Source organism: Thermostichus sp. MS-CIW-23 (assembly GCF_054059455.1).
Map to the genome: position 1 here is coordinate 63,974 of NZ_JBSSCC010000006.1, position 22,005 is coordinate 85,978.

Genomic DNA, 22,005 nt, shown 5'->3' on the forward strand with positions numbered 1-22,005 from the left:
TTACCCCTCTGCCATGCTCCAAACCCTGCCCCGCCTGGATGTTGCTGCCCGTTTGCAGCAGTTGCGCCAGCTTCTGCGAGAACAAGATCTGGATGGCTTTTGGGTTCCCTCTGCCGATGAGCATCTCAACGAGTATTTGCCGGAACATCGCAAGCGGCGTCAGTGGATCACAGGCTTTACCGGCTCGGTGGGGGATGCCTTGATCACCCGGGACAGGGCTTGGCTGTGGGTGGATCCCCGCTATCACGAACAGGCGGAGCGGGAGGTGGATCCCAATCTATTGACAGTGATCAAAGGAGGTCTGCCGAATCAGCCCAGCCTGATGGAGATTGTGGAAGAGCTGGGATCCGGCTTTCGCCTGGGGGTGGATCCCTTTACGGTGGCGGTGGCCACCTATCGCCAGTTGCAGGCCCATGCCCAAGCGGGAGGGGTGCTCTTGATCCCGGTCATGGAAAACTTGGTGGATAAGCTGGCTCAGGGATCCGCTCCTGTCGCTCCCTTTGACCGGCCCATTGACTCGGTACCCACCCACCTAAGCGGGGCCACCCCTGCAGAAAAGCTGGCCCAAGTCCGGCAGGAGATGCGCCGCAAGCGGGTGGGACTGTTGCCCCTGACCAAATTGGATCAGGTGGCCTGGCTGTTTAACCTGCGGGGATCCGACATCCCCTACAACCCAGTGTTTTGGGCCTATGCTTTGGTCAGCCTAGATAGAGCGGCTCTATTCACAGATCTGGAGCGGCTCAGTCCCCCATCTCGGCAATTTCTGGCAGAAGCCGGGGTGGAACTCTGGCCCTACGAGACCTACAGCCAACAACTGCCCCAATGGGCCAAGAGCTATGCGCCGGTGGGCTTGGATCCCAAGCAGACCACCCAGGGCACCCAGGAGCTGCTGCAGGATGCGAGCTGCCGCGAGCTGGAGCACCCAGTAGAAGCCCTCAAGGCCGTGAAAAACCCCACCGAGCTGGAACAGATGCGCCTGGCCAACCGCAAAGCCAGCCGGGCCAAGATCCGTACCCTGGCCTGGATCGACCGGCAAATCCAACAGGGGATCCCCATCAGCGAAGCCGATGTGGCCGCCATCATGGAGGCCCATTACCGGGAGGAAGGGGAGTGGGTGGGCCTGAGCTTTAACACCATTGCCGGGGCAGGAGCCAACAGCTCCATCATCCACTACGGCACTCCGGATCCCCAAAAGCTGCTGCAGCCGGGCGAACTGTTTTTGTTGGACTCCGGATCCCACTACTTGGGGGGCACCACCGACGATACCCGCACCGTTTGGATTAGCCCGCAACCCGCGGATCCCTTGTGCAAGCGGCGCTATACCGAGGTGCTCAAGGCCCACATTCAATGCGCCCGCCAGATCTTCCCCCCCGACACCTATGGAGTCTCGTTGGATGGGATCGCCCGCTCCACCCTTTGGCAGGCCGGGCTGGATTACGGCCATGGCACCGGCCACGGTGTCGGCGCCTTTTTGAATGTCCACGAGGGGCCCAACGGGATCCACCGCCGCGCCAGCACCCCTCTCAAAGTGGGCATGATCAACAGCATTGAGCCGGGCTACTACCAGCCGGGATGGGGTGGGATCCGCCTGGAGAACCTCTACGAGGTGATTGCCATTCCCGAGCCCGAGGGCTGGATGGGCTTTCGCTCCCTGACTTGGATCCCTTTTGATGGGCGCTTAATCGATTGGGAACTGTTGAACGAGGCGCAGCGAGCCTGGCTGGACGAGTATCACCAGCAGGTTTACGCCATGCACCACGCCACCTTGCCAGAACAGGATGCCGCCTGGTTACGACGCGCCTGCGGACTGAGCTGATGTACTCGCGCAAGCGTTGCGCGGCGATTACAAATCCCCTGGCAAAGAACGCAGGAAGGATCCCCGCAGTTGACCACATGCGGCATTGCCATCCAAACCACGGGTTTGGCGCACGGTGGCCCGCACCTGGTGTTGCTCAAGCTGGCGGACGAACGCTTTGACTCGTGCCGGGTGGGGGCGTTGATAGTCGGCTCCAGAGATAGGGTTGTAAGGGATCAGGTTCACGTGCAGTTGCACCCCTGACCGGCTGGCCTGCTGCAGCAATTGCGCCAGTTGGCGGGCATGAATGGGCAGGTCGTTGACCCCCGATAGCAGGGTATATTCAAAACTGACTCGCCGCCCGGTGCGCAGCATGTAGTCGCGGCAATCCTGGATCAGAGTGTCCAGAGGGTAGTGGGCTGCCGAAGGGATCAACCGTTGCCGCAGGTCTTGATTGGGGGCATGCAAGCTGACGGCCAGGGTAACTTGCAGATCCTGCTGCGCCAGCCAGGCAATTTGCCGGGGTACGCCCACCGTCGAGAGGGTGATGTGCCGTTGGCCGATGCCGATATCTCGATTCAGGCTACGGATGGCTTGCACCACCGTATCGCGGTTGAGCAGGGGTTCCCCCATGCCCATAAAGACCACATGGCTGACGCGACGGCCAAAATCTTCCTGCACCGTCAACACCTGATCCAGAATCTCGTGCAGCTCTAGGTTGCGCCGGTAGCCCATCTTGCCGGTGGCACAGAAATCGCAGGCCATCGGGCAGCCCACCTGAGAAGAGACACAGACCGTCAGACGCTTGGCCGTTGGGATCCCTACCGTTTCGATCAACTGCCCATCCGCCAACCCCAGCAGAAACTTCACAGTACCATCGCGGGCCTCTGTCCGCTGCACAATGCGCGAGCGTCCCACTGGGTAGCTTTGCACCGCCTCTCGCCAAGCCCTAGGAAACACCGTCACCTGTTCCAGGGAGCGGATCCCTTTTTGGTAGATCCAAGCATGCAGTTGTTGCCCGCGATAGGCCGGCTGTCCTTGGGCAACCGCCCAGTCTTTCAGAGCAGACAAGGATTGCCCCAGCAGCGGAATGGGTAGGGCCGACATCAATACCATCTTAGACGAGATCTCAAGAGCATGACTCTAGTCAATAATAAGCTCAACTATACTGAAAATAATGTATAATATGTTCAGTACGGATTACTACCAGTTGATCTTTCTGTTTACTTTCGAGTCTGCCAACATGGTAGCCAAAGCAAAGCAGAAAATTGGTAGTAAGACGACACGGAAACTGCGCTTTGGGTATTCTACTCAAAGCTTTGCGGGATACCGCCATTCTGTTTGGACTCCGTCCCGCTAACGCGAATGGAAACAAGCAGAATGCTATCGCTGCATAGTTGAACAGTGATGTTCAGCAGTGTTCAGCGTAAATGTATCAGGCACAGGAGTCCGGCTCCTCTACTCTAGCCTGTCCCTGCAACCCAATCCCCTTCAAGAACTCCGTCCGAGTGGCGCGAACGGCCTCGTCGCCACAGGGTTGCGGTTCCCCTGCCCATGGCAACAACTCCGCCAGAGACAGGGCGGGTGACGGTAAGCAACAATGCTCTCTTAAATCCCTTAAATTCCCTTAAATCAAGTTGCCCAAGGGCTTTTCCACCCCGCACTCAAGTACAGGGCTACCAAGCTATTCCCTGGTGTAGTTTTGTAGAGTGTGTTATGGAGTGCGCCATCGGGACGGAGTCCCTGACAGTTGGACAAAGTCTGCAGGATCAGGAGCGCTCGATCTGAATCTTCTCGATTTCAATCCATTGAATCCATCTGAACCTATGTCTGTTTCCCCCCAACTGGCCCAACTGGCCACCTGGATGGCAGGGCACTTCAACAACCTGCAGCAGGCGCTCGCAGAGCCCGTCTGGTTTGCCAACATTCATGTGTACCAATGCCCCTTGCCTTGGTCGGTGTTGCAGGGGGTGGGGTTTTACGTGGAGCAACTGTACGACATTTATCCTGAGCAGCCTTACCGACAGCGGGTGATCCACCTCTTCGATACTCCAGATGGGATCCGGATTCAAAACTATGCTCTGACAGCTCCTGACTCCTACAGGTGCGCCGGTCGGGAGTTGTTGCTAAGCAACGCTTACGCGAAGGGGAAATTGGCCGGTCTGACAGCAGCGGAGTTGGAACTCTTGCCCGGCTGTGTCACCCAGGTGGAATGGACGGGATCCTGCTATCGGGGCCGCAGCCTGCCCGGCAAAGGCTGTATTGTTGAACGCAAAGGCAGAACCACCTATTTGTACAGCGAGTTTGAGATCGGAGCCGACTACTTTCACAGCTTGGATCAAGGTCGGGATCCGGAGACCGATCAAGTGATCTGGGGATCCCTATCCGGGCCTTTTCGGTTTGTCAAAAAGCAAGATTTTTCCCAGTACCTACCGCAGTGGGCTGAAGTGCTGAACCATGAGGCTGTTGGAGCAACTGGTTGAGCAGCTGCGGGCGCTGGGGATCCCGTTCGCGTCGTCAGGACGGCGTTCCCGGCGAGAGTTGGTCTGGCTAACCCTGCGGTTGGCCTGGGAAAACGCGATGCGCTACCGGCTGTAAGGACTCCGTCCCGCTTACGCGATTGGCCTGGCCTCTGAAATGGCCTATAGCTCGATGTTGGCGCTGTTCCCCTTCATCCTCACGCTCCTGACCGGGGTTGGGCTGTTTGTCGGCTCCTCTGAGCAAGCCTTCGAGCGCTTGATGGAGCAGTTGAGCCAAATTGCTCCCCATGAGGCTCTGGCGCTTTTGGATCGGTATGTGCGCGAGCTCCGCTTCGGGCAAAAAAGTGATCCGCACCGCTGACGCGAACGGGGGCTGTTGTCCCTCAGCTTTTTGGGCACCCTGTGGGCTGCTTCTGGAGCCATGGGGGCGGTGATGACAGCTTTGGATCTCAGCCATGAGATCCCTCAAGATAGGCGCCGTCCCTTCTGGAGACGCAAGCTGATCTCGCTGGTTTGGATGCTCGCCACCCTGGGGTTGACCGGACTGGCCAGCTTGATCTTTTTGTTCAGTGCCAGCTTTTGCGCTTCTTGGCCATGAAAGCGAGATCCTTAGCCCAGGAGGTTGGCGGGCCGACTCAGTTGGATCCCTTGCGAGAGCTGGGGTTGAACTTGTGGGGGATCCTCACTTGGCCAATTTCCTTGGGGCTGGTCGTCTTCTCCTGCTGGGTGCTGTATCGATTTGGCCCCAGCCTGCGCCGACCCCAAATGCCGATTTGGCCGGGAGCCATCGTGGCCAGCCTACTGTGGGTTGGGGTGTCTTGGGGGCTGCGGATTTACGTGGAGCACTTTGGGCAGTTCAACCAAGTCTACGGGGCGGTGGGGGCAGTTATTGTGCTGCTGCTCTGGGTTTGGCTCACTTCCTTGGCGCTGCTGTTTGGGGATCAAATCAACATCGCCCTCTACCAGGCGCAAAAATGGATTGCAGAACGGGATCCCTAGCCCCACCCCAAATCCGAGTTATGGATGCAGACGGAAATTCTTTCGCCCACTCCTGAGCACATTGCCGTAGCGGCTGCGGCCTTGCTGCAGGGCCAGTTGGTGGCCATCCCCACGGAGACGGTTTACGGCCTGGCGGGCAATGGCTTGGATGAGCAGGCAGTGGCAAACATTTTTGCCGCCAAGGAGCGCCCCCGCTTCGATCCCCTGATCCTGCATCTGCCGGCTGGGGTGACCCTAGAGCAGCTGCAGGGGTGGCTGGTGGATGTGTCGGCTTTTACTCCCGCCGCCCGTGCTCTGCTGGGATCCCTGATCGACACCTTCTGGCCGGGGCCCCTAACCTTGGTGCTGCCCAAGTGTCCCACCGTGCCGGATCTGGTGAGCAGCGGGTTGCCTACTGTTGCCCTGCGGGTGCCTGCTCACCCGGTGGCTCAAGCTTTGTTGCAGGCGGTGCAAACCCCTCTGGCTGCCCCCAGTGCCAATCGCTTTGGCCGCATCAGCCCCACCTCAGCCCAGGCCGTCTATGCAGAGTTGGGAGGGCGGATCCCTTACATCTTGGATGGGGGAGAGTGTGCTGTGGGCCTGGAGTCCACCGTGCTAAAGCTCAGCCCCGAAGGGATCCCAACGCTGCTGCGCCCAGGAGGGATCCCACTGGAAGCCCTGGAGGCCCACCTGGGGTTGCCCATCCGGTTGCCCCCAGAACAGGCCCCCAAGGATGGCACAACGGGCCCGCCAGAAGCGCCGGGACGACTGAGCAGCCACTATGCCCCCAGTAAGCCCCTCCGGCTTTTGCCCACCCCTTTTGCCCAGCTTCAGCCCGGCGATTGGCAACAGGTGCAGCACCTGACAACCGGTCATTCCCACCTGGGCATCCTCAGCTTTGCCACGGATCCGCAGGCTCTGCTGAACACCCTCTCCCGCCATTGGCCGGGGATCACTTTCAGTTTGGAGTGTTTGGGTTCGGATCCCAAGGCAGCCGCCCGCGCCCTCTTTGCCAGCCTGCGCCGACTGGATGAGGGAGATGCTACGCTCCTGCTGGCAGAGCCCCCACCCATCTCGACGGGGTTGGGCTATGCGATGATGGATCGGCTACGCCGGGCCAGCAGCCTTTCGCGTTAGCGTCGCTTAGCGATATGGAACTCTCCCCCCTCGTTGCCATCGTAATGGGTAGCGATTCCGATTTGCCCACCCTTGCACCTGCCGCCCAGGTGTGTGAGGAGTTTGGGATCCCTTACCAATTGCAGATCCTCAGCGCCCATCGCACTCCCGAGGCGATGGTAGAGTTTGCCCGCTGCGCCCATACCCAAGGGATCCGCGTCATCATTGCCGGGGCAGGGGGAGCAGCCCATTTGCCGGGGATGGTGGCGTCCCTCACCCCTCTGCCGGTGATCGGGGTGCCGGTGCTCAGCCCATCCCTGCAGGGGATCGACTCCTTATACTCGATTGTGCAAATGCCCAAAGGGATCCCGGTGGCCACGGTGGCCATTGGCAACGGCTACAACGCGGGTCTGTTGGCGGTGCAGATCCTAGCCAGTGGGGATCCCGATCTGCTCCGGCGGGTGATCGCCTATCGGGAAAGCCTAAAACAGGCGGTGCAGGAGAAAAACGACCAGTTGCAAACCCAAGGGTGGAAAGCCTACCTCGACTCTATAAAGCATAAGAGCATAATTTAAGGAGCGTTGATCTATCTTGCCGCTTGCAAAGGGCCAGATAGGGCCGAGTTTTGGGAGTTGCCATCGGTGAAGCATCAATCGGGTCGCCCTTCTTCCGGCCAGGGATCCTGGCCAGAATATCTGCAGCGGGTGGGGCGTGGGGCAGTGGAGACGGGATCCCAAGTTGCTCTGTGGATCCTATCGGGGCCACAGTGGCGGGTTTTGGCTCTGTCGGCCTTGGCGTTGGCAGGGCTGGCCTTCTGGAATGGGCGGCTGGCGCTCTCTCTGGGGGTGGGCACCTTGGTGATGTTGGGGCTACAGGGGGTGCGCAGCCCTGAGTTCAACCGCCGCTGGCAGGAGTGGCAAGCTTGGTTTCGGCAGGCGGATCGCTGGCTTTTGCTGGCAATTGGTTCGGGAGCAGCCGCCACCTTGGGCACCTACACCCTCATCTCCATCTGGGCAGAATCCACCCAACGCTGGCTGGCCACCGGTGCCATTCTACAGGGATTGGCCACTCTAGCCTTGTTGTCGCTGCTGTTTGGGGAGTGGCTCAGGGGCCGACAAGAGCGGCAACGGTCTCAATTGGAGCGCGACCTCAGCGACATTGCTTCTCCCGATCCCTTCCGACGGCTGGCGGGCGTTCGCCGCTTGCAGAGCTTAATGTCCCACCTGGATCCCGAGCAAACCCGGCTGGCGGTGGATTATCTGCGGTTGGCCCTCGACCAAGAGACGGTAGCGGTTGTGCGGGAAGCCCTGCTGGAGGCCCTACAGGGATGGGGGATCCTGCGCCGCCTCAACGATTTGATCAATCTCAAACACTCCAGCAGGGATCCCTCTTCAAACTAAGATAACGGCTGTCTTGGTCCTCAAGGGTTTGACTGGGATGATAAATTCAGTCCCTTGGGCAATCCGCCAAATAGATTGCTCACCTCAGGTTTAGCTAAACCGCCGAGAAGCCCCGCGCTGTATGCGTAGCAACCCTGCGGGAAGCTAGCTACAGGGTCGGGAGTATGTTACGCGGCATACCCCCTTTCCATCTAGGCTCAGGCTTGTCCCTGATACATTCACGCTGAACTCTCCTGAACATGGTTCAGGAAAGAAGCGATCGCATCCTGCGTATCTCTGAGCAGGAAGGCGGTATCCCGCAAAGCCCTGAGGAATACCCCCCGAGCGCTTTCCCCCTTCACTTCCCGGCAACCGTTGCGGTGGACTCAAGGATCAGGGGGAAACTTGGTCTACTATATCCCTCTCAATGACTTTTGCCAAACCGCCTAAAGCTCAGTAAATTCAGCAAAGTTCAGGGTTTTGGGGGTTAGAGGCATGCTCTGCCGCCAGCCCTATTGCAAAAAGCTTGCTTGGAGCTGGCCTGCAAGGAAGGCTAGAATCCCTTACTATGGGTAATCCTCTCCAGCCGCTCCCTTAGCCGCACTGTGCCAGCATGTATACCATTTCCGACTTTGACCGCCTGATCCAGTTTCTCCCAGTGGAGATCCGCCCTGAAGTGCAGATCGAGATCGGCACCCCTGACCAGTCTCGGATTGTGCAGCCGCTGTGGCGCTTCCCCTGGCAGAAATACTCTCGCTTTGCCATTGACCTCAGCCGTTGGCAGAAGCTGAGCCCTGACCAGCAGAAGATCTACTTCTTGCGAGAAGCGGTGATGGCCACAGAGCTGGCTTTGGGGGATAACTGGTCGGCGTTGTTGCTGTATCCCGCCTTGATCGGGGCCGGCAGCATGGGCATTTTGGTAGAGCTGCAGATGGGAGATAACCTCGGCGTTGGCTTAGCAGCAGGCTTGGCCGCGTCAGCGGTGTTTCTGTTGCGCAAAGCGGAGAAGGGCCAGAAGGCCCAGGTAGCAGCCGACGAGTTTGCCGTGCGCTATGCCTCCCAGAATGGCTACACCTCCGAGCAAGCTGCTGCTATCTTGCTGAGCGCGCTGCAGCAGGTGGCCATCCTCGAAGATCGCGTCAAGAACGACTACGACACCACCATGCGCCGCCGCAACCTGGAGTTCTTGGCGCAGCGGGGTTTGGGATCCGGCACTCTAACCATCAACCCCAAGTACCGCAACAAAGGCCAGAGCTCCAACCCCAATCCTTACCAAAACCCCTTCCAGCGCTGAGGCCTCTCAAAGCTAGTTAGGGATTGACTGGGCTTATTCTTCGTCCTCTTCCAACTCTGGAAGCTCCTCAGTTGGGGTAGACTTGATCGCCTCATCTTCTACAATCACAATTTCTGTATCGGGGCTGTAATACCGACGCACATCCCACTCCGTAATCCAGCGGCGAATAATTGACCGCACAGTGGTTGTGCTGTAGAGCTCAGGAAGCTGTGGCAGCGATGGGCGTACCCAATCGGGATAAGCTTTCTGGTAGAGATCCGCTACCCTATGCCACATGGATTGAATGGCCTCGCGGGCTTCTAAGCAGGAACAGAGAGGGGTAGCTTGGCTAATAGCCTCCATGCCGGCCTTTACGACTTCCTCAGACATGTGCTTCTGGAGAGCTATCTTAGGTGCTTTCTCCCAATCTCCTTTTTCTTGTAGAATGACCCTCTCGAAATCGCGGGTTACTGCTCCTACGAAAACCAGCGGAGCTTTCTTTATTTCTTCAGGCAGGGTTGTTGTACCAAACAAGTGCCCAAGAACGCGGTACGACTTGACCCGCTGAAGAAGACTGTACTGGGCAATAAGCTCAATCTCATCCACCAAAACCACCAAGCCCCCAAACCCTATGGCCCGACATAGCTGGGCACAGAAGGCCAGGCGCTGCCAGTGTAGGCTTTCTGCAGGGGGTAGCTTGCCAATGGGATAAGCACCTGCCAAGCCGTGATCCCGTAGGCTTCGCCTTACCTCTGAGGACTTCAGAGTGGGCTCACCAGCCCAAAAGCGGACAATGGCGTCTAGCTTCTCGTCATCGCCTCCTAACCTTTGGTACAGAGCCAAGGTGGCCGGCCACCAGTCTGACCCAAACTGCCACTGGTTAACCCAAAGCTGGAACTTCTGGAAAGAAGGCGAGGAGTCCTGTAGCCGGGCTGCCATGCCTTGGATCCCACGCTCAACCATGTCAGGGAGCTCGACCTGGGCAAGGAGGCGGGGAATCAGGCGATTGGGGTTACCGAGGGGCAACTCTTTGGAGACGACAACTAGGGAGGTGGCAAAATTATTCTTCCTTGCTCGCTCCTGCAGGGTTAGTAGAAGATGGGACTTGCCTGTCCCAAAATCCCCCTTTATCAGCATTCCTGCAGGGCCTGAACTAGCACCCTTGCACAGCTCTTGAAAACGCTCCTCAATCTGATACTGCCAAGAGCCAAGTTCTGCAACTGCGAACCGGTTAGGAACGCCATTTCGTAGGGCTTCAATGGCCCGCCTAGCTGCAATCGCTACATTCATAGAAGCTGCACCATAGCTGTGCATGGATTAGGCTTTTGAAGAGAAGAAACCTCATTCTCAATTCGAGTTTGCAAAGCTCGATATCTATGATAAGACAGACGCTCAGATTCAATAAACTCTGGAGGAGCTAAGAAAATTAACACAGTTTTTTCTAGTTCACTCTCCGCATCGATAAACTCACGCAAAGTCTCGTAGAGCTCAAGGATTTGTCGACTGGTAAAGTTAGGGCGTCCACTGGGGGTCCGCTCGTAGTAGTGAAGCAAGCTGACAAGGACTGCTACTAAGCCGGATCGTCGTGTAAATAGTCTTAAGAAAGAAAGTAGAATCTCTCGAGCATTTGTCCTGTCAATCTTTCGAAAAATAGCCGCTTCACGCACCCGGCTGATAGAGCTCAGCGTACCTTTAAGCCACTCTTGAATTGCAGAGCATAGACCTTCCAGAGTGCCTGGGCTTTGAAGGGGTTCGTAGACAAGTCGGACTATGGCTTTGCGAAAGTCAAGGGCTAGTGAGTAATCCAGAAAAATACCTCTCTTAATTTCCCGCTGAAACTCTAGTTTGATCTCACGGGCTTCAATCTGATAGAATTCGGCCAACTGCTCTAAAGTGCAGTCCTGCAGATCTAGCCTGGGAGGGTATCCAATTTTTTGGAGAATGTTGAAGCGCAGATCTTTGGCAAAAGTCTCCCAATCTACTCTCTGAGCAAGGGCAAACCAAAGCTGTTCGACTGAATGCAGCTTTAAGCACTCCTCTGTCAAATCAAAAATATGAAAGGAATACTGGTTAAGCTTTTCCAGCAGCGCTTTCCGCACCCAAGAGTAGGAATCTTTCGGAACAACGGCCAGCTTGACAGTGGCACCACCTTCAGGGATAAAAGAACGCAAGTAGTCTTCTTCCAGACAGCGCAGCCACAAATCAGGCTCTAGCCGACCCTGGCCCTCTTTGCTCATAGCTTCTCAAACTCCAAAAGATAGTAGGCGTGCTCCACCCCAGCTTCGTCTCGAATGCGGTAGTAGCGACCCGAGCGCGTGCCTGTAGACGCGGAGAAGATCAAGCGGTAGCCCTCCACATGGTTGGTGCCATTTCGATCCAAGAGGTAAAGATGCCGCGTAAACTCCACTTCGGTGTAGTCTGGGTTGTTGAGGTGGAGCACCTCGAAGACATCGCGAGCAGGTACTTGAAGAGAACGAGGCAGCTCTGCGCTTGACTTTCTCAAGTAACCCGCTGCAATTTTTGCCGCTTTCCAGATGCGTTCAAGAACTACCTCTGGATTAGTTTCTTTCCCTTTGGTCATTCTTGCTCGGAGAATCTTCTCTGCAATGGCACTGGGCCGTTGAGAGCGTAGAAGCTTGCGATCTATGCGCACTCCCTCCCTGGAAAAGCGCACTAAGGCGGGGAAAGCTACAAAGACATGGGGGCTTTCCGTAGGCAGCCAAGGCTGGCCGACTCGTTCCCCTACCTCGCTAGCAAGTTCTTCAAGAGAAGTTCTCTCCAAAACCTGCTGGGTTTGTTCAAGGGCTTGTCTTACCGTCTCCACCTGGGAAAGAGCCTCGCTGAGGACAGAGCTACAGCCTTGTAGCTGGCGGCTCAGGGCTGGAACTTGCCCTCCTTTACAAGCGACTTGGGCTTTCCCTGCGGTCTCCTTTGCTTTCTTAGTCAGGGCAAATAGCTTGCCTAGCTCGTCGTCAAGAGTCTTGAAGAGGGCTTCAATCATTAGTTTTTGGGCCTTTTCTTCTAGAAAACTAGCATCACCAAGAGTTTGGGTGCAAGGCCTTCCCACCTCCGGCTCTTCAAGGCATACGCAGTTCCCCTTCCACCTCAAGGCGGGTGTAAGGGCCAATGGAGAGGAAGCGCTCCCCTAACATTTCGGCAGCAGCAGGCTGAATCCAGCCCATACGCTGCAGCAGGTGCAGGGCCAGGGCATATTTGGCCCGCGCGGCCCCGTCTTGTACCTTGATGGCCAGGCCCATCCCCTCTCCGACGCGCCCGATGCACTGGATCCCTTCGGCGCCGGACTTGCTGACCAACTCTCCCTGGGTGGCCCGCATCAATTCGGTGTCGAAACATCCCTCACCAGCCACCATTTCGGGGTGGTGGGTCATGGCGCGGGCGATGGCCTCCAAGTCCGGCCGCTCGCCGGCGGTCAGTTGGGCATATAGGGAAGCCAGGTGGTTGAGTTGTAGCTGGTAGGTGGGCACGCCACAGTCGTCACGAGCAAACAAAAACTCTTCTGAGGGCATTTGCAACAAGTCGGCCAACTTGGCCCGCACCAGGGCCTGGACGGGGTGTTGCCGCTGGGCGTAGTCCTGCAAAGTCCAGTTCTGGGCGCGGCTGGCCACGAGCATGCCGGCATGTTTGCCGGAGCAGTTGTGGCACAGGGGGCTGGGCTTGCCGGGTGGGGTGGGGCAGACCAGCAAATCGGGAGACAGATCGGCCCGCCACAGTATACTGAACACCTGCCGCGCATGAGCCGTGGTGCCCTGATGGGATCCGCACATGATGGCAATATCTTTCTCGCTGAGGCGGTAGCGCTCGCGGATGCCGGTGGAGAGCATGGCCAGTGCTTGGAAAGGTTTGAGGGCAGAACGGGCAAAAACAGGGGTGGTGCTGTTGCCGGCCATGGCCAGAGAACGCCCGCGGCTATCGGCCACGACAGCTTGGCAATGATGGATAGATTCGGTCAACCCCTCCCGCAAGACATGGATTAAGAGTTCAGGGGCGGTGGAACGATTCTCAAATGACATGAAAACCTGGGAAAGGGCTGACGAAGCTGGGAAAGAGGGTGTGTACTCTTCAAATCATACGCGCAGATCCTACGCGAGAAGTTGGCGGGATCCCCTAAAGTAGCAAAATGGAACCCTTCCGCTCGGATCCCTGACCTCTGCCATGTCCTCCAATCCCCTGGTGTTTTTGGTCTGTCACGGCAGCCGGGATCCCGATTATCAGCAGGCTTTGGCAGATTTGTTGGCCCGGGTGCAGCAGCAGCTGGCTCCCCAGCCGGTGGAGCTGGCCCAGTTGGAAGGTCAGCCTCTCACTCTGGCCGAACAGATTCAAGGACGGCTGGCAGCTTGGCTGGGCGCAGGCCGATCTCCCGATCAAGTGGTGCTGCTGTCGCTGTTTATGGGCGAGGGATCCCATGTGGAAGAGGATTTACCGGCTGCGGTGAAGCAGGTTCAAGCTCGCTGGCCGCGCCTGCCCATCCGGTTAACACCCCCCATTGGCCAGCACCCGGCCCTCCTGGATCTGTTGGTGGCTCGCATTCTGGCTCCACAGCCCTCTTGCTCTGCAACGCTCGGGCAATCCGGCGAACGGGCAGATGCCTGGATTGTGCTTGGCCATGGCAGCCGTCTGCCGGGGTTTGCCGCCCAGCTCCAAGCAGGGATCCAAACTGTGCAACGGCGCTTGCCCGAGATCCCCTTGCATGTGGCTTTTGCTGCCCAGTCCCCCACCTTAGAAGCGGTCGTGATCCATTGCTTGCGCCTTAGCCAGTGCCGTCTACGGGTGCTGCCGTTTTTTCTCTTTCCAGGCGGTCTGCTGCGCGCCCTACAAGAACAGGCTCAGCGATTACAGCGGGAATGGCCTCTGCTCCAAATCCAGGTGGAGCCGCCCCTCTGGCGGGATCCTCAACTGATGCAGGCCATTGTGGAGACACTCCAGGCTTTTAGCCCGGCGCTGGAATAGCCGAATCTTTCCCGTTCCCTCAAAATGGATATTTCCAACAGCAATGACGCGACCAGGACTTGAGATGGGCAAAGTGTATTTGGTGGGGGCAGGGCCTGGGGATCCAGGGCTGCTGACGGTGAAGGGAAAGGCGCTACTCGCCCACGCGGATGTGGTCATCTACGATGCTCTGGTGGGATCCTCCATCCTGGAGCTGATCCCGCCGACGGCAGAACGGATCTATGCTGGCAAACACTGCGGCGCTCACACCTTGCCCCAGGAGCAGATCACAGCCTTGCTGATGGAGAAAGCTCGGACGGCAGCCGTGGTGGTGCGGCTCAAAGGGGGGGATCCCTTCATCTTTGGGCGAGGCGGCGAGGAGATGTTGGCTCTGGTGCAGGCCGGGATCCCAGTGGAGGTGGTGCCGGGAATTACGGCGGGCATTGCCGCCAGCGCCTATGCCGGGATCCCTCTCACCCATCGCGACCTCAGCTCCTCAGTTGCTTTTGTTACCGGACATGAGGCGGCAGGGAAATACCGCCCTCAGGTCAATTGGCGGGCTTTGGCCGGGGCGGTGGAAACCCTGGTGATCTACATGGGCATGCACAACCTCAGCCACATTGCCGCCGAATTGTTGGCCGGAGGGAAAGCTCCCGATACCCCGGTTGCCCTGATCCGCTGGGGCACCACCCCTGAGCAAGAGATTCATCTGCTCCGTCTGGAGACTCTGGTTGGACAGCCCTCACCCGTAGCACCGCCCTCGATTGTCGTGGTGGGAGCGGTGGTCAGCCTGGCCAGCTTGTTGCCCACTTTGCGTCCGCCAGTCTCGTATTGCTCCGCAGCGCTTGCGCAACCGGAATCTCCATGAACGCCTTCTTTCGCAAGTTGGGTGCCCTCTTCTCCGCCTACTACGCCTACATGCTGGAGTACCGGGCCGAGCTGATCCTGTGGGTGTTGGCCGGATCCCTGCCCCTGATCATGATGGGGGTGTGGGGCGAGGCAGCCCGCTCAGGAGACTTCTCGCTGTCTGCTCTGGAGTTCATCCGCTACTTTCTGGCGGTGTTCCTGGTGCGCCAGTTCACCATCGTCTGGGTCATCTGGGACTTTGAGCGAGAGGTGGTCGAAGGCAGATTATCTCCCCTCCTGTTGCAGCCTCTGGATCCCGCTTGGCACCATGTGGCCAGCCACCTGATGGAGCGCTTGGCCCGTCTCCCCTTTACCCTGGTTTTAATCGCCCTTTTCTTCGTCCTCTACCCCCGTGCCTTTTGGATCCCCTCTTGGGCACAGGTGGGGCTGGGATCCCTGGCCATTCTCCTGGCTTTTGCCCTGCGCTTTCTCATGCAGTACACCTTGGCGCTGCTGGCCTTTTGGGTGGAGCGGGTGACGGCCTTGGAGCAGTTCCATTTTTTGATGTACTTGTTTTTCTCGGGGGTGATTGCTCCTCTTGAGGTGTTCCCACCCCCCGTGCGCCAGGTCTTGGCCTGGACACCCTTCCCCTACCTGGTGCATTTTCCCGCCAGCCTCTGGGCAGGGATCCCGGTGGATATTCTGGGCGGCTTTGGCATGGGCCTGGCCTGGACGGGCCTGCTTTGGCTGGCTAACCGCTGGTTGTGGCGCAAAGGCTTGCAACAGTACTCGGGAATGGGAGCTTAGAGGGCCAGGTTCAGCTTTCAACCAGGCCACCCTTGAAACCACTATTATGGGTCAAGGCACCCCAGCCAAATGACGAATCCTGTCCGTCTCCCTAAAATAGCGACAGATAACAGGTGAATAGCGCTTTACCCTTTTCCCTAACAGCCTCCTCGAGTCCTCATGAAGCGTGTACTGGTCGTAGATGACGATCCCCTCTCCCTGAAGGTGCTGAGCCGCCACCTGACTCAGCATGGCTATCGGGTTTGTACAGGCGCTTCGGGTGTAGAAGGGTTGCGTCTGTTTGCCCAAGAGCAGCCGGATGTGGTGGTTTCAGATGTGGTGATGCCGGAAATGGACGGCTTCGAGTTTTGCCGACAGCTGCGCCAACAGCGCGGCGGCGAGCTCGTCCCCTTCATTTTTCTCTCTTCGCGGGGAGAGATCGATGACCGAGTTCAGGGCTACGAGCGGGGGGCGGATGACTACATCATCAAGCCCTTTGAACCCCTGGAACTGGTGGCCAAAATCGAGGCCCAGATTGAACGCTCCCGCCGCACCCAATCGGAAATTCTGCGGCTGATCCAACAGCAGTCCCAGCCAAAACCGGAAGCGGCCCCCCGACCCACTCCACCCGAATTGCCCCTGACCCCTGCTGAGGAGCGGGTCTTTCGGGAAGTCATTCGCGGCTTCACCAACAAGCAAATCGGCGAGAAGCTGTTCATCAGCCCGCGCACCGTGCAAACTCACCTGACCAACATTCTCAGCAAGCTTTCTTTGGAAAATCGCTCGCAACTGGTGCGTTTTGCCTACGAACGGGGCTACACCGCCGAAGAGGAGCCGGGCCAGAAGGGATCCCTTTCAGGCCAGGTGTAGCCTCAAAACAGCACGTGGCGCTTTTCGCACCCGGCAGGGGATCCGCTCCTTGCCCAAGCGGACAAATGCCTCGTAGCGATGGCAGCCGGAGAACCCGTAGTACTCCCCTTCCACTTCCAAAACCTCAATGGGCTCCTGTAGGCCGACTGCTTCAATGGAAGCCATCAGCGCCTGCACCTTATCCGGATCCGTTTGCCGCGGCAAAGGGCGGCGAATTTGGGCAAGGGGAATCTCGCGAATCTGCGCCATGTTGAACTTTCTCCCTAAGCAAGCTACTTAATCATACTCGTTATGACTTTGCTCTATCAAGACTGGCAGAGGGGATGGATTCTCAGGCCAGAGCATGGCAGGATAACACCATTCCTCACTGCTCTATCGCTCAGAAGTTAACCCAGCCATGTGGCAACTCCTCAAAGCCTTATGGGGAAAGATCGCCGGCCAAGCCCCCCCTGCACCCCCCGCTGCCGCGCCACGACCACCCCTTGACAAGAGGCTGGTTCAGCAGCCCTCTCCCCGGAATGTCCCTGCTGCAGAGGCCGCCCGCAAAGAAGAAGCCCCTGAGCCCACACCAGAACATCCCGCCCCAAAAGTTGCAGTAGCTCAACGGGGTGAGGAACCTGTGGTGTTGCTCCCTTCTCAGGAGAAATCCCCAGACTCTGTGGCAGTAGAATCCCCCATCGGCCCGGCTCAACCCACCTCTACAGCCAAAAGCATCAGCAGCTTCTGGGCCATGACCGACACTGGATCCCGGATTTCCTGCATTGCTGCCACCACCGACAGTGGCCGTGCGGTCAGCTCCATTGCGACTGCTAGGCTCCGCCAACCGGAATAGCGACCGGGATCCCTCTGGCTCCAGAAAAAAACTTCAGGGCAAGTTAGGAATAACTCCCATCCATTTCCACCCGCTACTGCAGGGATCCCCAGGGGGCATTGGGCCGATAATGGACAGGTAGCGTTGGGGGTTCCAAGCATGCTGGAGATGATCTTTAACGGGGCCAACTGGTTTGCTCTGCCCTTTTGGGCCTTGATGATTCTGCTGCCGGGTTGGAAGGTAACCCGCAAAGTGATGGAATCGCTTTTGCCCATCGCTCTTCTGGCGGCGGTTTATTTGTATCTTTTGGTCACCGGGTTTAATGCCGATGTTCTCAAGGAATTTTCCAACCCTCAACTGTCTCTGACCAGCCTAACCGACCTATTCAGTCAACCCGCCGTTATGGCGACGGGATGGGTCCACTACATCGTCATGGATTTGTTTGTGGGCCGCTGGATCTTTTTGGAAGGGTGGGATAAGCGAGTATGGACAACCCATTCTCTGATTTTGTGCTTGTTTGCCGGGCCTGTGGGTCTGCTCTCCCATTTGCTTACGGTGGCGATTGTACAAGCAACTCGCCAGAACCGGCCCAGTGTTGCTCAACCTGAAAAAGGCTCAGAAGTGCCGCAAGAATCCATCTAGCCCCTGCTTGGCTTTATGGCTCTTTCCGATGCACAGGGTGCAAAATGAGCAGCGTGGGATCATCCTCGACCTCAACGTTGCTGCCACGCAGCTCCCCAGCGCTACGTACTCGCCAGCACACAGGGTGGTTCCCGAGTGCCTTTAGGTGCCGTTGTAAACAACAACCACAAAACCCACTGAGGTCGGATCCAACCGTCAGGCTGTCGGGTTTAGGGCCTACAGCCCGTTTACGCGAACAATGCGCCCTGTGCTGCTGTGGGCGAGAGCGGCTGACTACCCTGGCACTGCAGGCAGCGTAGCACAAAGCCGCTTTAAAGGGCGGGGCTTCAAACCCAGTTTTTCGGTAACCGAATTCTTGTATTCTGAAACCCTGACATACTCCCCGCCCTACTGGCTTGCTTCCGCGCAGCGATGGGACGGGGCCTTAAGCTCAGTCTTCGGGTAAACAGGAGTGCAAACCTCTCATGACTGCTACCTTTGTTCACACACCCTTGGCGCAAACTGTTCTGCCTCGCCCTTCCCGAACTCGGGATCTCCTGCTGATTTTGGGGGGAAGTTTGTTCGTAGCTGCCCTGGCTCAGGTGCGGATCCCTCTGCCCTTCACGCCGGTACCGATTACCGGACAAACCTTTGGAGTAATGCTGGTGGGGGCAGGCTTTGGGGCACGGCTGGGCTTTCTCACGTTGCTGGTGTACCTGCTGGAAGGGATCCTGGGATTGCCCTTCTTCAGCGGTGGCAGATCCGGGCTTGGCCACTTGGCCGGGGCGACGGGGGGCTACCTGTTGGCTTTTCCCCTGGCTGCAGGGCTGATGGGCTGGTTGGTGGAGCGCTGGGGCGTGGATCGCAACCCCTGGAAGATGGCGCTGGCGATGTTATCCTGCTCAGCTCTGATTTTTTTGCTGGGAGCCACTTGGCTGGGGGTGTGGCTGAACCAGAATGTTGAGCCCACCTCGATCTTGGCCGTCCTCAACAAAGGGGTCTTCCCTTTTATCCCAGGAGACTTGGTGAAGTGCGGACTGGCGGCAGTGCTGCTGCCCACCATCTGGCGCCGGGTGGGTCGGGAAAGGCCACCGGCAGACTCCTAGCCCACTGGGCAAGAGCAGCAACTCTAAAGACCGCTCCGGCAAAGCAGAAGGGGCCTGGGATTAGCCTCGGGTCGGAAAATCTAAAAAAAAGATAACAGCTCCGAGGATTTGGCCTTTTTTCTGAGATTCTAAAAACTGTGCTCAATGCGATGTTCAATACGGCCTATTCATGGAGCTTTTCTTTATATTGCTCTAGAGTTTTATAAGTCGCTGACTGGTCGCGGCAGAGCCCCCTTGTGGGGCTTTTTATTTTCTATCTGCCGACCGGAAAAAGTTGAACTCAACCTACTATGGTCATTCCAAGCTATAATTTGATCTCTATAGACTCCCTAAATAGACGGGAACCCCGTCAGGCAACAGACGCGCCGGATCCCAGAAACATCCTGGTGGGTAGTCATTCAGCCCTTGACGGGCACCTTCTTTTCCAGCCACTGAGCCACTTGATCTGCCAGGTCAACTCCTTCCAACTGACAGAGTTCTCGCAGCATTGTTGGGCTGGTCACGTTCACTTCGGTTAGTCGTTCCCCGATAACATCAATCCCGACAAAATACAGCTTCTCCTGCCTGAGCACCGGTGCCAAAGCCCCGCAGAGAGCCCGTTCTTTTTCGGTAATCTTGGTTTTTTCCACTCGACCGCCGGCAGCAACATTGCCCCGAAAATCGCCCTCTCCAGGGATCCGATTGACGGCGCCCAAAGGTTCTCCTTCCAGCAACAAAATGCGTTTATCTCCTGCCGCCGCCTGTGGCAAATACTCTTGCACCATCACGGGCAGCCGACCAAATTGGGTGCTCATTTCAATCAACGAGTTGAGGTTTGGATCCCCGGCATTGACCCTCAGGATCCCTTCCCCACCTTTGCCACCCAAGGGCTTGAGCACCGCCTGTCCTTCCTGTTCAACAAACTGACGCAGCAGACGCTTGTTGCTGCTGACGCGGGTGCGCGGGATCCACTCTTGGAATTGCAGGGCATAGAGCTTTTCGTTGGCCGAGCGGATCCCGGCAGGATGATTGAGCACCAGTGTGCGGCTGGGAGAGAGACGATCCAAAAGGTAAGTGGCATAGAGATAGGCCGCATCTACCGGCGGATCCTTGCGCATCCACACCGCCTGCATTTGGCTCAGGGGCAGCAGTTTTTGGTCTTTGACCTCATACCAGGGATCCGCTTGCAGATCCAACCGGATTTCCTCAAGGGATCCCCAAGTTTCCCCTTGATCCCAGTAGAGATCCGCCAGGCCCAGGCAGAAAATGCGGTGCCCCCGTTTCTGCAGGGCTTCCATTAGGGCAACGCTGGTATCGTGGCTCACCTGCAACTGGGGCAACGGGTCAACAATGAAAGCTACCTGCATGGGAGGTGCGGTTCACTCACGAAAGGCTGCCCCGAGTATGCAACAAATCGGAGCCGATGGCTCTCCCCCGGTAGGCTGTTTCCACAAGAGAAGGCCCCCTCTGGAAAGCTCGATGCAGGGTTGTCTTTTTAACATCCTCTTAACCTCGGCAGGCGGCGCAAACGTTAGCTTGATAGGTGGGATCCCTGTTGGCCCCCAGTTTACGGCTGGGTTGGCCGGGTTTCTGGCCTAACTGTGAGGAATGCTCCATCCGTGAGTGCTCCCCCTTCTCAACCCTCGAATCCGGTTCGCATTGAAACCACGCGGGACTTGCTGGAAGCCTTGCGTGAGGGGCGCTCCCTGGTGGGTGCCAACCTGGAGAATGCCTATCTCTCGCGGGGCCTGTTCGACCGCATTCAGATGCCCAAATCCAATTTGACGCGGGCTAACCTGCGCTCGATCAGCCTGCAGCAAGCCGACCTACGTCTGTGCAACTTTCGCCGCGCTGAGCTAGAGCGGGCCAATTTTACCGCCTCAGATCTACGGGGATCCAGCTTTAGCCAGGCTCTGGGGGACTACAGCAACTTTACCGCCGCCAAACTGGACAAAAGCAGCTTTCAGGGGGGCCGTTTCAGCCATGCCATCTTTCGCGAAGCCAGCTTGGTGGCTGCCAACCTAGTGGAGGGGAACTTCTTTGCCGCCGACTTCCGCCAGGCTAACCTATCTCGCTGCAACCTCTCCCAGGCCGCCTTGGTGAGTTGCCAGCTTCAGTTTGCCAACCTGGAACAGGCCATTTTGGTGGGGGCCAACCTACAGGATGCTCAGATTGAAGATACGCTCTTCAGTGGAGCCGATTTTACCGATGCCAAACTCTCCGACGAAATGCGCAAGCTCTTGATTGAGCGGGCCAGCGGCACCAACGAGCTTACCCAACGGGATACCCTCAACACCTTGCTGGCGGGTTTGCAGCCCAAGTCGCGTAAGCTTTTTGGCTTGCTGTGAGGTTGGAGCTGTCAGACACAACTGGGCTGAGGAGAAAGCTCAAAACCGGCTGAGGTCGATCCCAGCTTCCCGGGCCATGGCTCCTATCCCTTTGGCCTTGAGGGTCTTCAGGGCCTTGGTGGAAAGGCGCAGACGAACAAACCGCTTACCCTCTTCCCACCAGATGCGCTTCCACTGCAAATTGACTTCCTGCAGACGCTTGGTGCGCCGGTGGGAGTGGGAGATGGCAAAAGCGTTGTTGCGTTTCTTGTTGGTTAGTTGGCAGCGACGCGCCATGGGATCAAAGCAAACTCAGCCTAGCTATCGTAAGGCATCTTTTTGTTGGGCAGCAAGCTGAAGTTGACTTTGCAACTGGGCTAGCTCTGCCTTCAGTCGGTCAAAGGTTTGTTGGCAGTGGTTAACGCTTTTTAGGGGCAGCTCTTCATTTTTGGCAATGCAGGTCACCTGTACAGAGCCGTCGGCAGCCTGACGGGTGCGATCCACAAACACTTCCACCGTCACCAGTTTGGTGTGGGGATTTTTTCCGGGAGGCTCGCCGGCCACCCAATAATCAAGGCTGTTGTGGAGGATATTGAGTTGGCAGCGCTCCAAAACAGCGCGGATCGACTCGCTGAGCTGCTCGGCTGAGCCCACAAGCTGGGTAACGCAGGAGTATCGAGCCATAGGACAA

The 22,005-nt window shown here is 57.6% G+C and carries 25 protein-coding genes and 2 pseudogenes; 17 read left to right on the plus strand and 10 right to left on the minus strand.

Translation table 11 applies throughout. The annotated features are described in order from the left end of the window. Positions 1-13 precede the first annotated feature (13 nt). A complete protein-coding gene (locus tag ACVW0B_RS03790) occupies positions 14-1,816 on the plus strand; it encodes an aminopeptidase P family protein (protein WP_457490982.1) in 1,803 nt (600 codons plus the stop codon). A gap of 27 nt (positions 1,817-1,843) precedes the next feature. Here the strand turns inward: ACVW0B_RS03790 and rlmN are convergent, their stop codons facing one another. Beyond that, complete coding sequence (rlmN, locus tag ACVW0B_RS03795) at positions 1,844-2,902, minus strand: 23S rRNA (adenine(2503)-C(2))-methyltransferase RlmN (protein ID WP_457490983.1); 1,059 nt, start codon at positions 2,900-2,902, stop codon at positions 1,844-1,846. Positions 2,903-3,621: 719 nt separating this feature from the next. Here rlmN and ACVW0B_RS03800 point away from each other — a divergent pair. From ACVW0B_RS03800 to ACVW0B_RS03835, 8 genes and pseudogenes are all read left to right on the plus strand, one after another. Further along, positions 3,622-4,278: a CpcT/CpeT family chromophore lyase gene (locus ACVW0B_RS03800; protein WP_457402255.1), complete on the plus strand. Its 657-nt coding sequence runs from the start codon at positions 3,622-3,624 to the stop codon at positions 4,276-4,278. Continuing rightward, complete coding sequence (locus tag ACVW0B_RS03805; protein ID WP_414412508.1) at positions 4,253-4,393, plus strand: hypothetical protein; 141 nt, start codon at positions 4,253-4,255, stop codon at positions 4,391-4,393. Before ACVW0B_RS03800 ends, ACVW0B_RS03805 begins: the two co-directional genes overlap by 26 nt. A gap of 54 nt (positions 4,394-4,447) precedes the next feature. Then, a pseudogene (locus tag ACVW0B_RS03810) lies at positions 4,448-4,873 on the plus strand (YihY/virulence factor BrkB family protein). Beyond that, on the plus strand, positions 4,870-5,274 hold the full coding sequence (locus ACVW0B_RS03815) for a YihY/virulence factor BrkB family protein (protein WP_457388213.1): 405 nt from the start codon (positions 4,870-4,872) through the stop codon (positions 5,272-5,274). Before ACVW0B_RS03810 ends, ACVW0B_RS03815 begins: the two are co-directional and overlap by 4 nt. Positions 5,275-5,298: 24 nt before the next feature. Next, the gene (locus ACVW0B_RS03820) at positions 5,299-6,390 is read left to right on the plus strand and encodes an L-threonylcarbamoyladenylate synthase (RefSeq protein ID WP_457411255.1); all 1,092 of its coding nucleotides are present in this window, start codon (positions 5,299-5,301) and stop codon (positions 6,388-6,390) included. A 14-nt stretch (positions 6,391-6,404) separates the two neighbouring features. After that, positions 6,405-6,944 (plus strand): 5-(carboxyamino)imidazole ribonucleotide mutase, encoded by a 540-nt coding sequence (gene purE, locus ACVW0B_RS03825; protein ID WP_414384463.1) that lies wholly within the window; start codon positions 6,405-6,407, stop codon positions 6,942-6,944. Between the two features lie 66 nt (positions 6,945-7,010). After that, on the plus strand, positions 7,011-7,769 hold the full coding sequence (locus ACVW0B_RS03830; RefSeq protein WP_457490984.1) for a hypothetical protein: 759 nt from the start codon (positions 7,011-7,013) through the stop codon (positions 7,767-7,769). Positions 7,770-8,361: 592 nt separating this feature from the next. Next, positions 8,362-9,042, plus strand: coding sequence for a DUF3318 domain-containing protein (locus tag ACVW0B_RS03835; protein WP_414408053.1), 681 nt, complete (start codon positions 8,362-8,364; stop codon positions 9,040-9,042). Positions 9,043-9,075: 33 nt separating this feature from the next. Here ACVW0B_RS03835 and ACVW0B_RS03840 read toward each other — a convergent pair whose 3' ends face one another. The 5 genes and pseudogenes from ACVW0B_RS03840 to ACVW0B_RS03860 all read right to left on the minus strand — a co-directional run bounded on the left by ACVW0B_RS03840 (position 9,076) and on the right by ACVW0B_RS03860 (position 13,052). After that, positions 9,076-9,960 carry a hypothetical protein gene (locus tag ACVW0B_RS03840; RefSeq protein WP_457491006.1) on the minus strand — a complete coding sequence of 295 codons (885 nt, stop codon included), beginning with the start codon at positions 9,958-9,960 and terminating at the stop codon, positions 9,076-9,078. 87 nt (positions 9,961-10,047) lie between these two features. Next, positions 10,048-10,335 (minus strand): annotated as a pseudogene (locus tag ACVW0B_RS03845) (BREX system ATP-binding domain-containing protein); the annotation flags it as partial. Continuing rightward, complete coding sequence (locus ACVW0B_RS03850) at positions 10,308-11,258, minus strand: hypothetical protein (RefSeq protein WP_457490985.1); 951 nt, start codon at positions 11,256-11,258, stop codon at positions 10,308-10,310. The pseudogene ACVW0B_RS03845 and the gene ACVW0B_RS03850, both read right to left, overlap by 28 nt. Then, on the minus strand, positions 11,255-11,524 hold the full coding sequence (locus ACVW0B_RS03855) for a hypothetical protein (protein ID WP_238376915.1): 270 nt from the start codon (positions 11,522-11,524) through the stop codon (positions 11,255-11,257). The genes ACVW0B_RS03850 and ACVW0B_RS03855 overlap by 4 nt, the downstream gene beginning before the upstream one ends. Positions 11,525-12,098: 574 nt before the next feature. Further along, positions 12,099-13,052, minus strand: a complete 954-nt coding sequence (locus ACVW0B_RS03860; protein ID WP_457490986.1) for an asparaginase — start codon at positions 13,050-13,052, stop codon at positions 12,099-12,101. A 142-nt stretch (positions 13,053-13,194) separates the two neighbouring features. On the opposite strand from ACVW0B_RS03860, the gene ACVW0B_RS03865 reads away from it, so the two are divergent. The 4 genes from ACVW0B_RS03865 (at position 13,195) to ACVW0B_RS03880 (ending at position 16,470) form a co-directional block, all read left to right on the plus strand. Next, positions 13,195-13,989 carry a sirohydrochlorin chelatase gene (locus ACVW0B_RS03865; protein WP_457490987.1) on the plus strand — a complete coding sequence of 265 codons (795 nt, stop codon included), beginning with the start codon at positions 13,195-13,197 and terminating at the stop codon, positions 13,987-13,989. A gap of 64 nt (positions 13,990-14,053) precedes the next feature. After that, on the plus strand, positions 14,054-14,836 hold the full coding sequence (gene cobA / locus ACVW0B_RS03870) for a uroporphyrinogen-III C-methyltransferase (protein WP_457490988.1): 783 nt from the start codon (positions 14,054-14,056) through the stop codon (positions 14,834-14,836). Next, positions 14,833-15,621, plus strand: a complete 789-nt coding sequence (locus tag ACVW0B_RS03875) for an ABC transporter permease (protein WP_457490989.1) — start codon at positions 14,833-14,835, stop codon at positions 15,619-15,621. The genes cobA and ACVW0B_RS03875 overlap by 4 nt, the downstream gene beginning before the upstream one ends. Before the next feature lie 159 nt (positions 15,622-15,780). Then, a complete protein-coding gene (locus tag ACVW0B_RS03880; RefSeq protein WP_414389514.1) occupies positions 15,781-16,470 on the plus strand; it encodes a response regulator transcription factor in 690 nt (229 codons plus the stop codon). On the opposite strand, the gene ACVW0B_RS03885 is transcribed toward ACVW0B_RS03880, so the two are convergent. Next, positions 16,456-16,719 carry a sulfiredoxin gene (locus tag ACVW0B_RS03885; RefSeq protein WP_011432677.1) on the minus strand — a complete coding sequence of 88 codons (264 nt, stop codon included), beginning with the start codon at positions 16,717-16,719 and terminating at the stop codon, positions 16,456-16,458. The genes ACVW0B_RS03880 and ACVW0B_RS03885 overlap by 15 nt on opposite strands. Before the next feature lie 148 nt (positions 16,720-16,867). On the opposite strand from ACVW0B_RS03885, the gene ACVW0B_RS03890 reads away from it, so the two are divergent. The 3 genes from ACVW0B_RS03890 to ACVW0B_RS03900 all read left to right on the plus strand — a co-directional run bounded on the left by ACVW0B_RS03890 (position 16,868) and on the right by ACVW0B_RS03900 (position 19,008). Then, positions 16,868-17,302, plus strand: a complete 435-nt coding sequence (locus tag ACVW0B_RS03890; protein ID WP_457416265.1) for a hypothetical protein — start codon at positions 16,868-16,870, stop codon at positions 17,300-17,302. 138 nt (positions 17,303-17,440) lie between these two features. Next, entirely contained in the window at positions 17,441-17,923 is a 483-nt protein-coding gene (locus ACVW0B_RS03895) for an ABA4-like family protein (protein WP_457384842.1), read from the plus strand. A 464-nt stretch (positions 17,924-18,387) separates the two neighbouring features. Continuing rightward, positions 18,388-19,008 carry a biotin transporter BioY gene (locus ACVW0B_RS03900; RefSeq protein ID WP_457490990.1) on the plus strand — a complete coding sequence of 207 codons (621 nt, stop codon included), beginning with the start codon at positions 18,388-18,390 and terminating at the stop codon, positions 19,006-19,008. Positions 19,009-19,406: 398 nt separating this feature from the next. Here ACVW0B_RS03900 and gshB read toward each other — a convergent pair whose 3' ends face one another. Next, positions 19,407-20,354: a glutathione synthase gene (gshB, locus tag ACVW0B_RS03905; RefSeq protein WP_457490991.1), complete on the minus strand. Its 948-nt coding sequence runs from the start codon at positions 20,352-20,354 to the stop codon at positions 19,407-19,409. Positions 20,355-20,606: 252 nt separating this feature from the next. Between gshB and ACVW0B_RS03910 the strand changes: the two genes are divergently transcribed. After that, entirely contained in the window at positions 20,607-21,335 is a 729-nt protein-coding gene (locus ACVW0B_RS03910) for a pentapeptide repeat-containing protein (protein WP_457490992.1), read from the plus strand. A gap of 39 nt (positions 21,336-21,374) precedes the next feature. Here the strand turns inward: ACVW0B_RS03910 and rpmB are convergent, their stop codons facing one another. Both rpmB and ACVW0B_RS03920 read right to left on the minus strand, forming a co-directional pair. Further along, positions 21,375-21,611, minus strand: coding sequence for a 50S ribosomal protein L28 (gene rpmB / locus ACVW0B_RS03915; RefSeq protein WP_414373986.1), 237 nt, complete (start codon positions 21,609-21,611; stop codon positions 21,375-21,377). A 24-nt stretch (positions 21,612-21,635) separates the two neighbouring features. Beyond that, complete coding sequence (locus tag ACVW0B_RS03920; RefSeq protein ID WP_414344659.1) at positions 21,636-21,998, minus strand: hypothetical protein; 363 nt, start codon at positions 21,996-21,998, stop codon at positions 21,636-21,638. Positions 21,999-22,005: the final 7 nt, after the last annotated feature.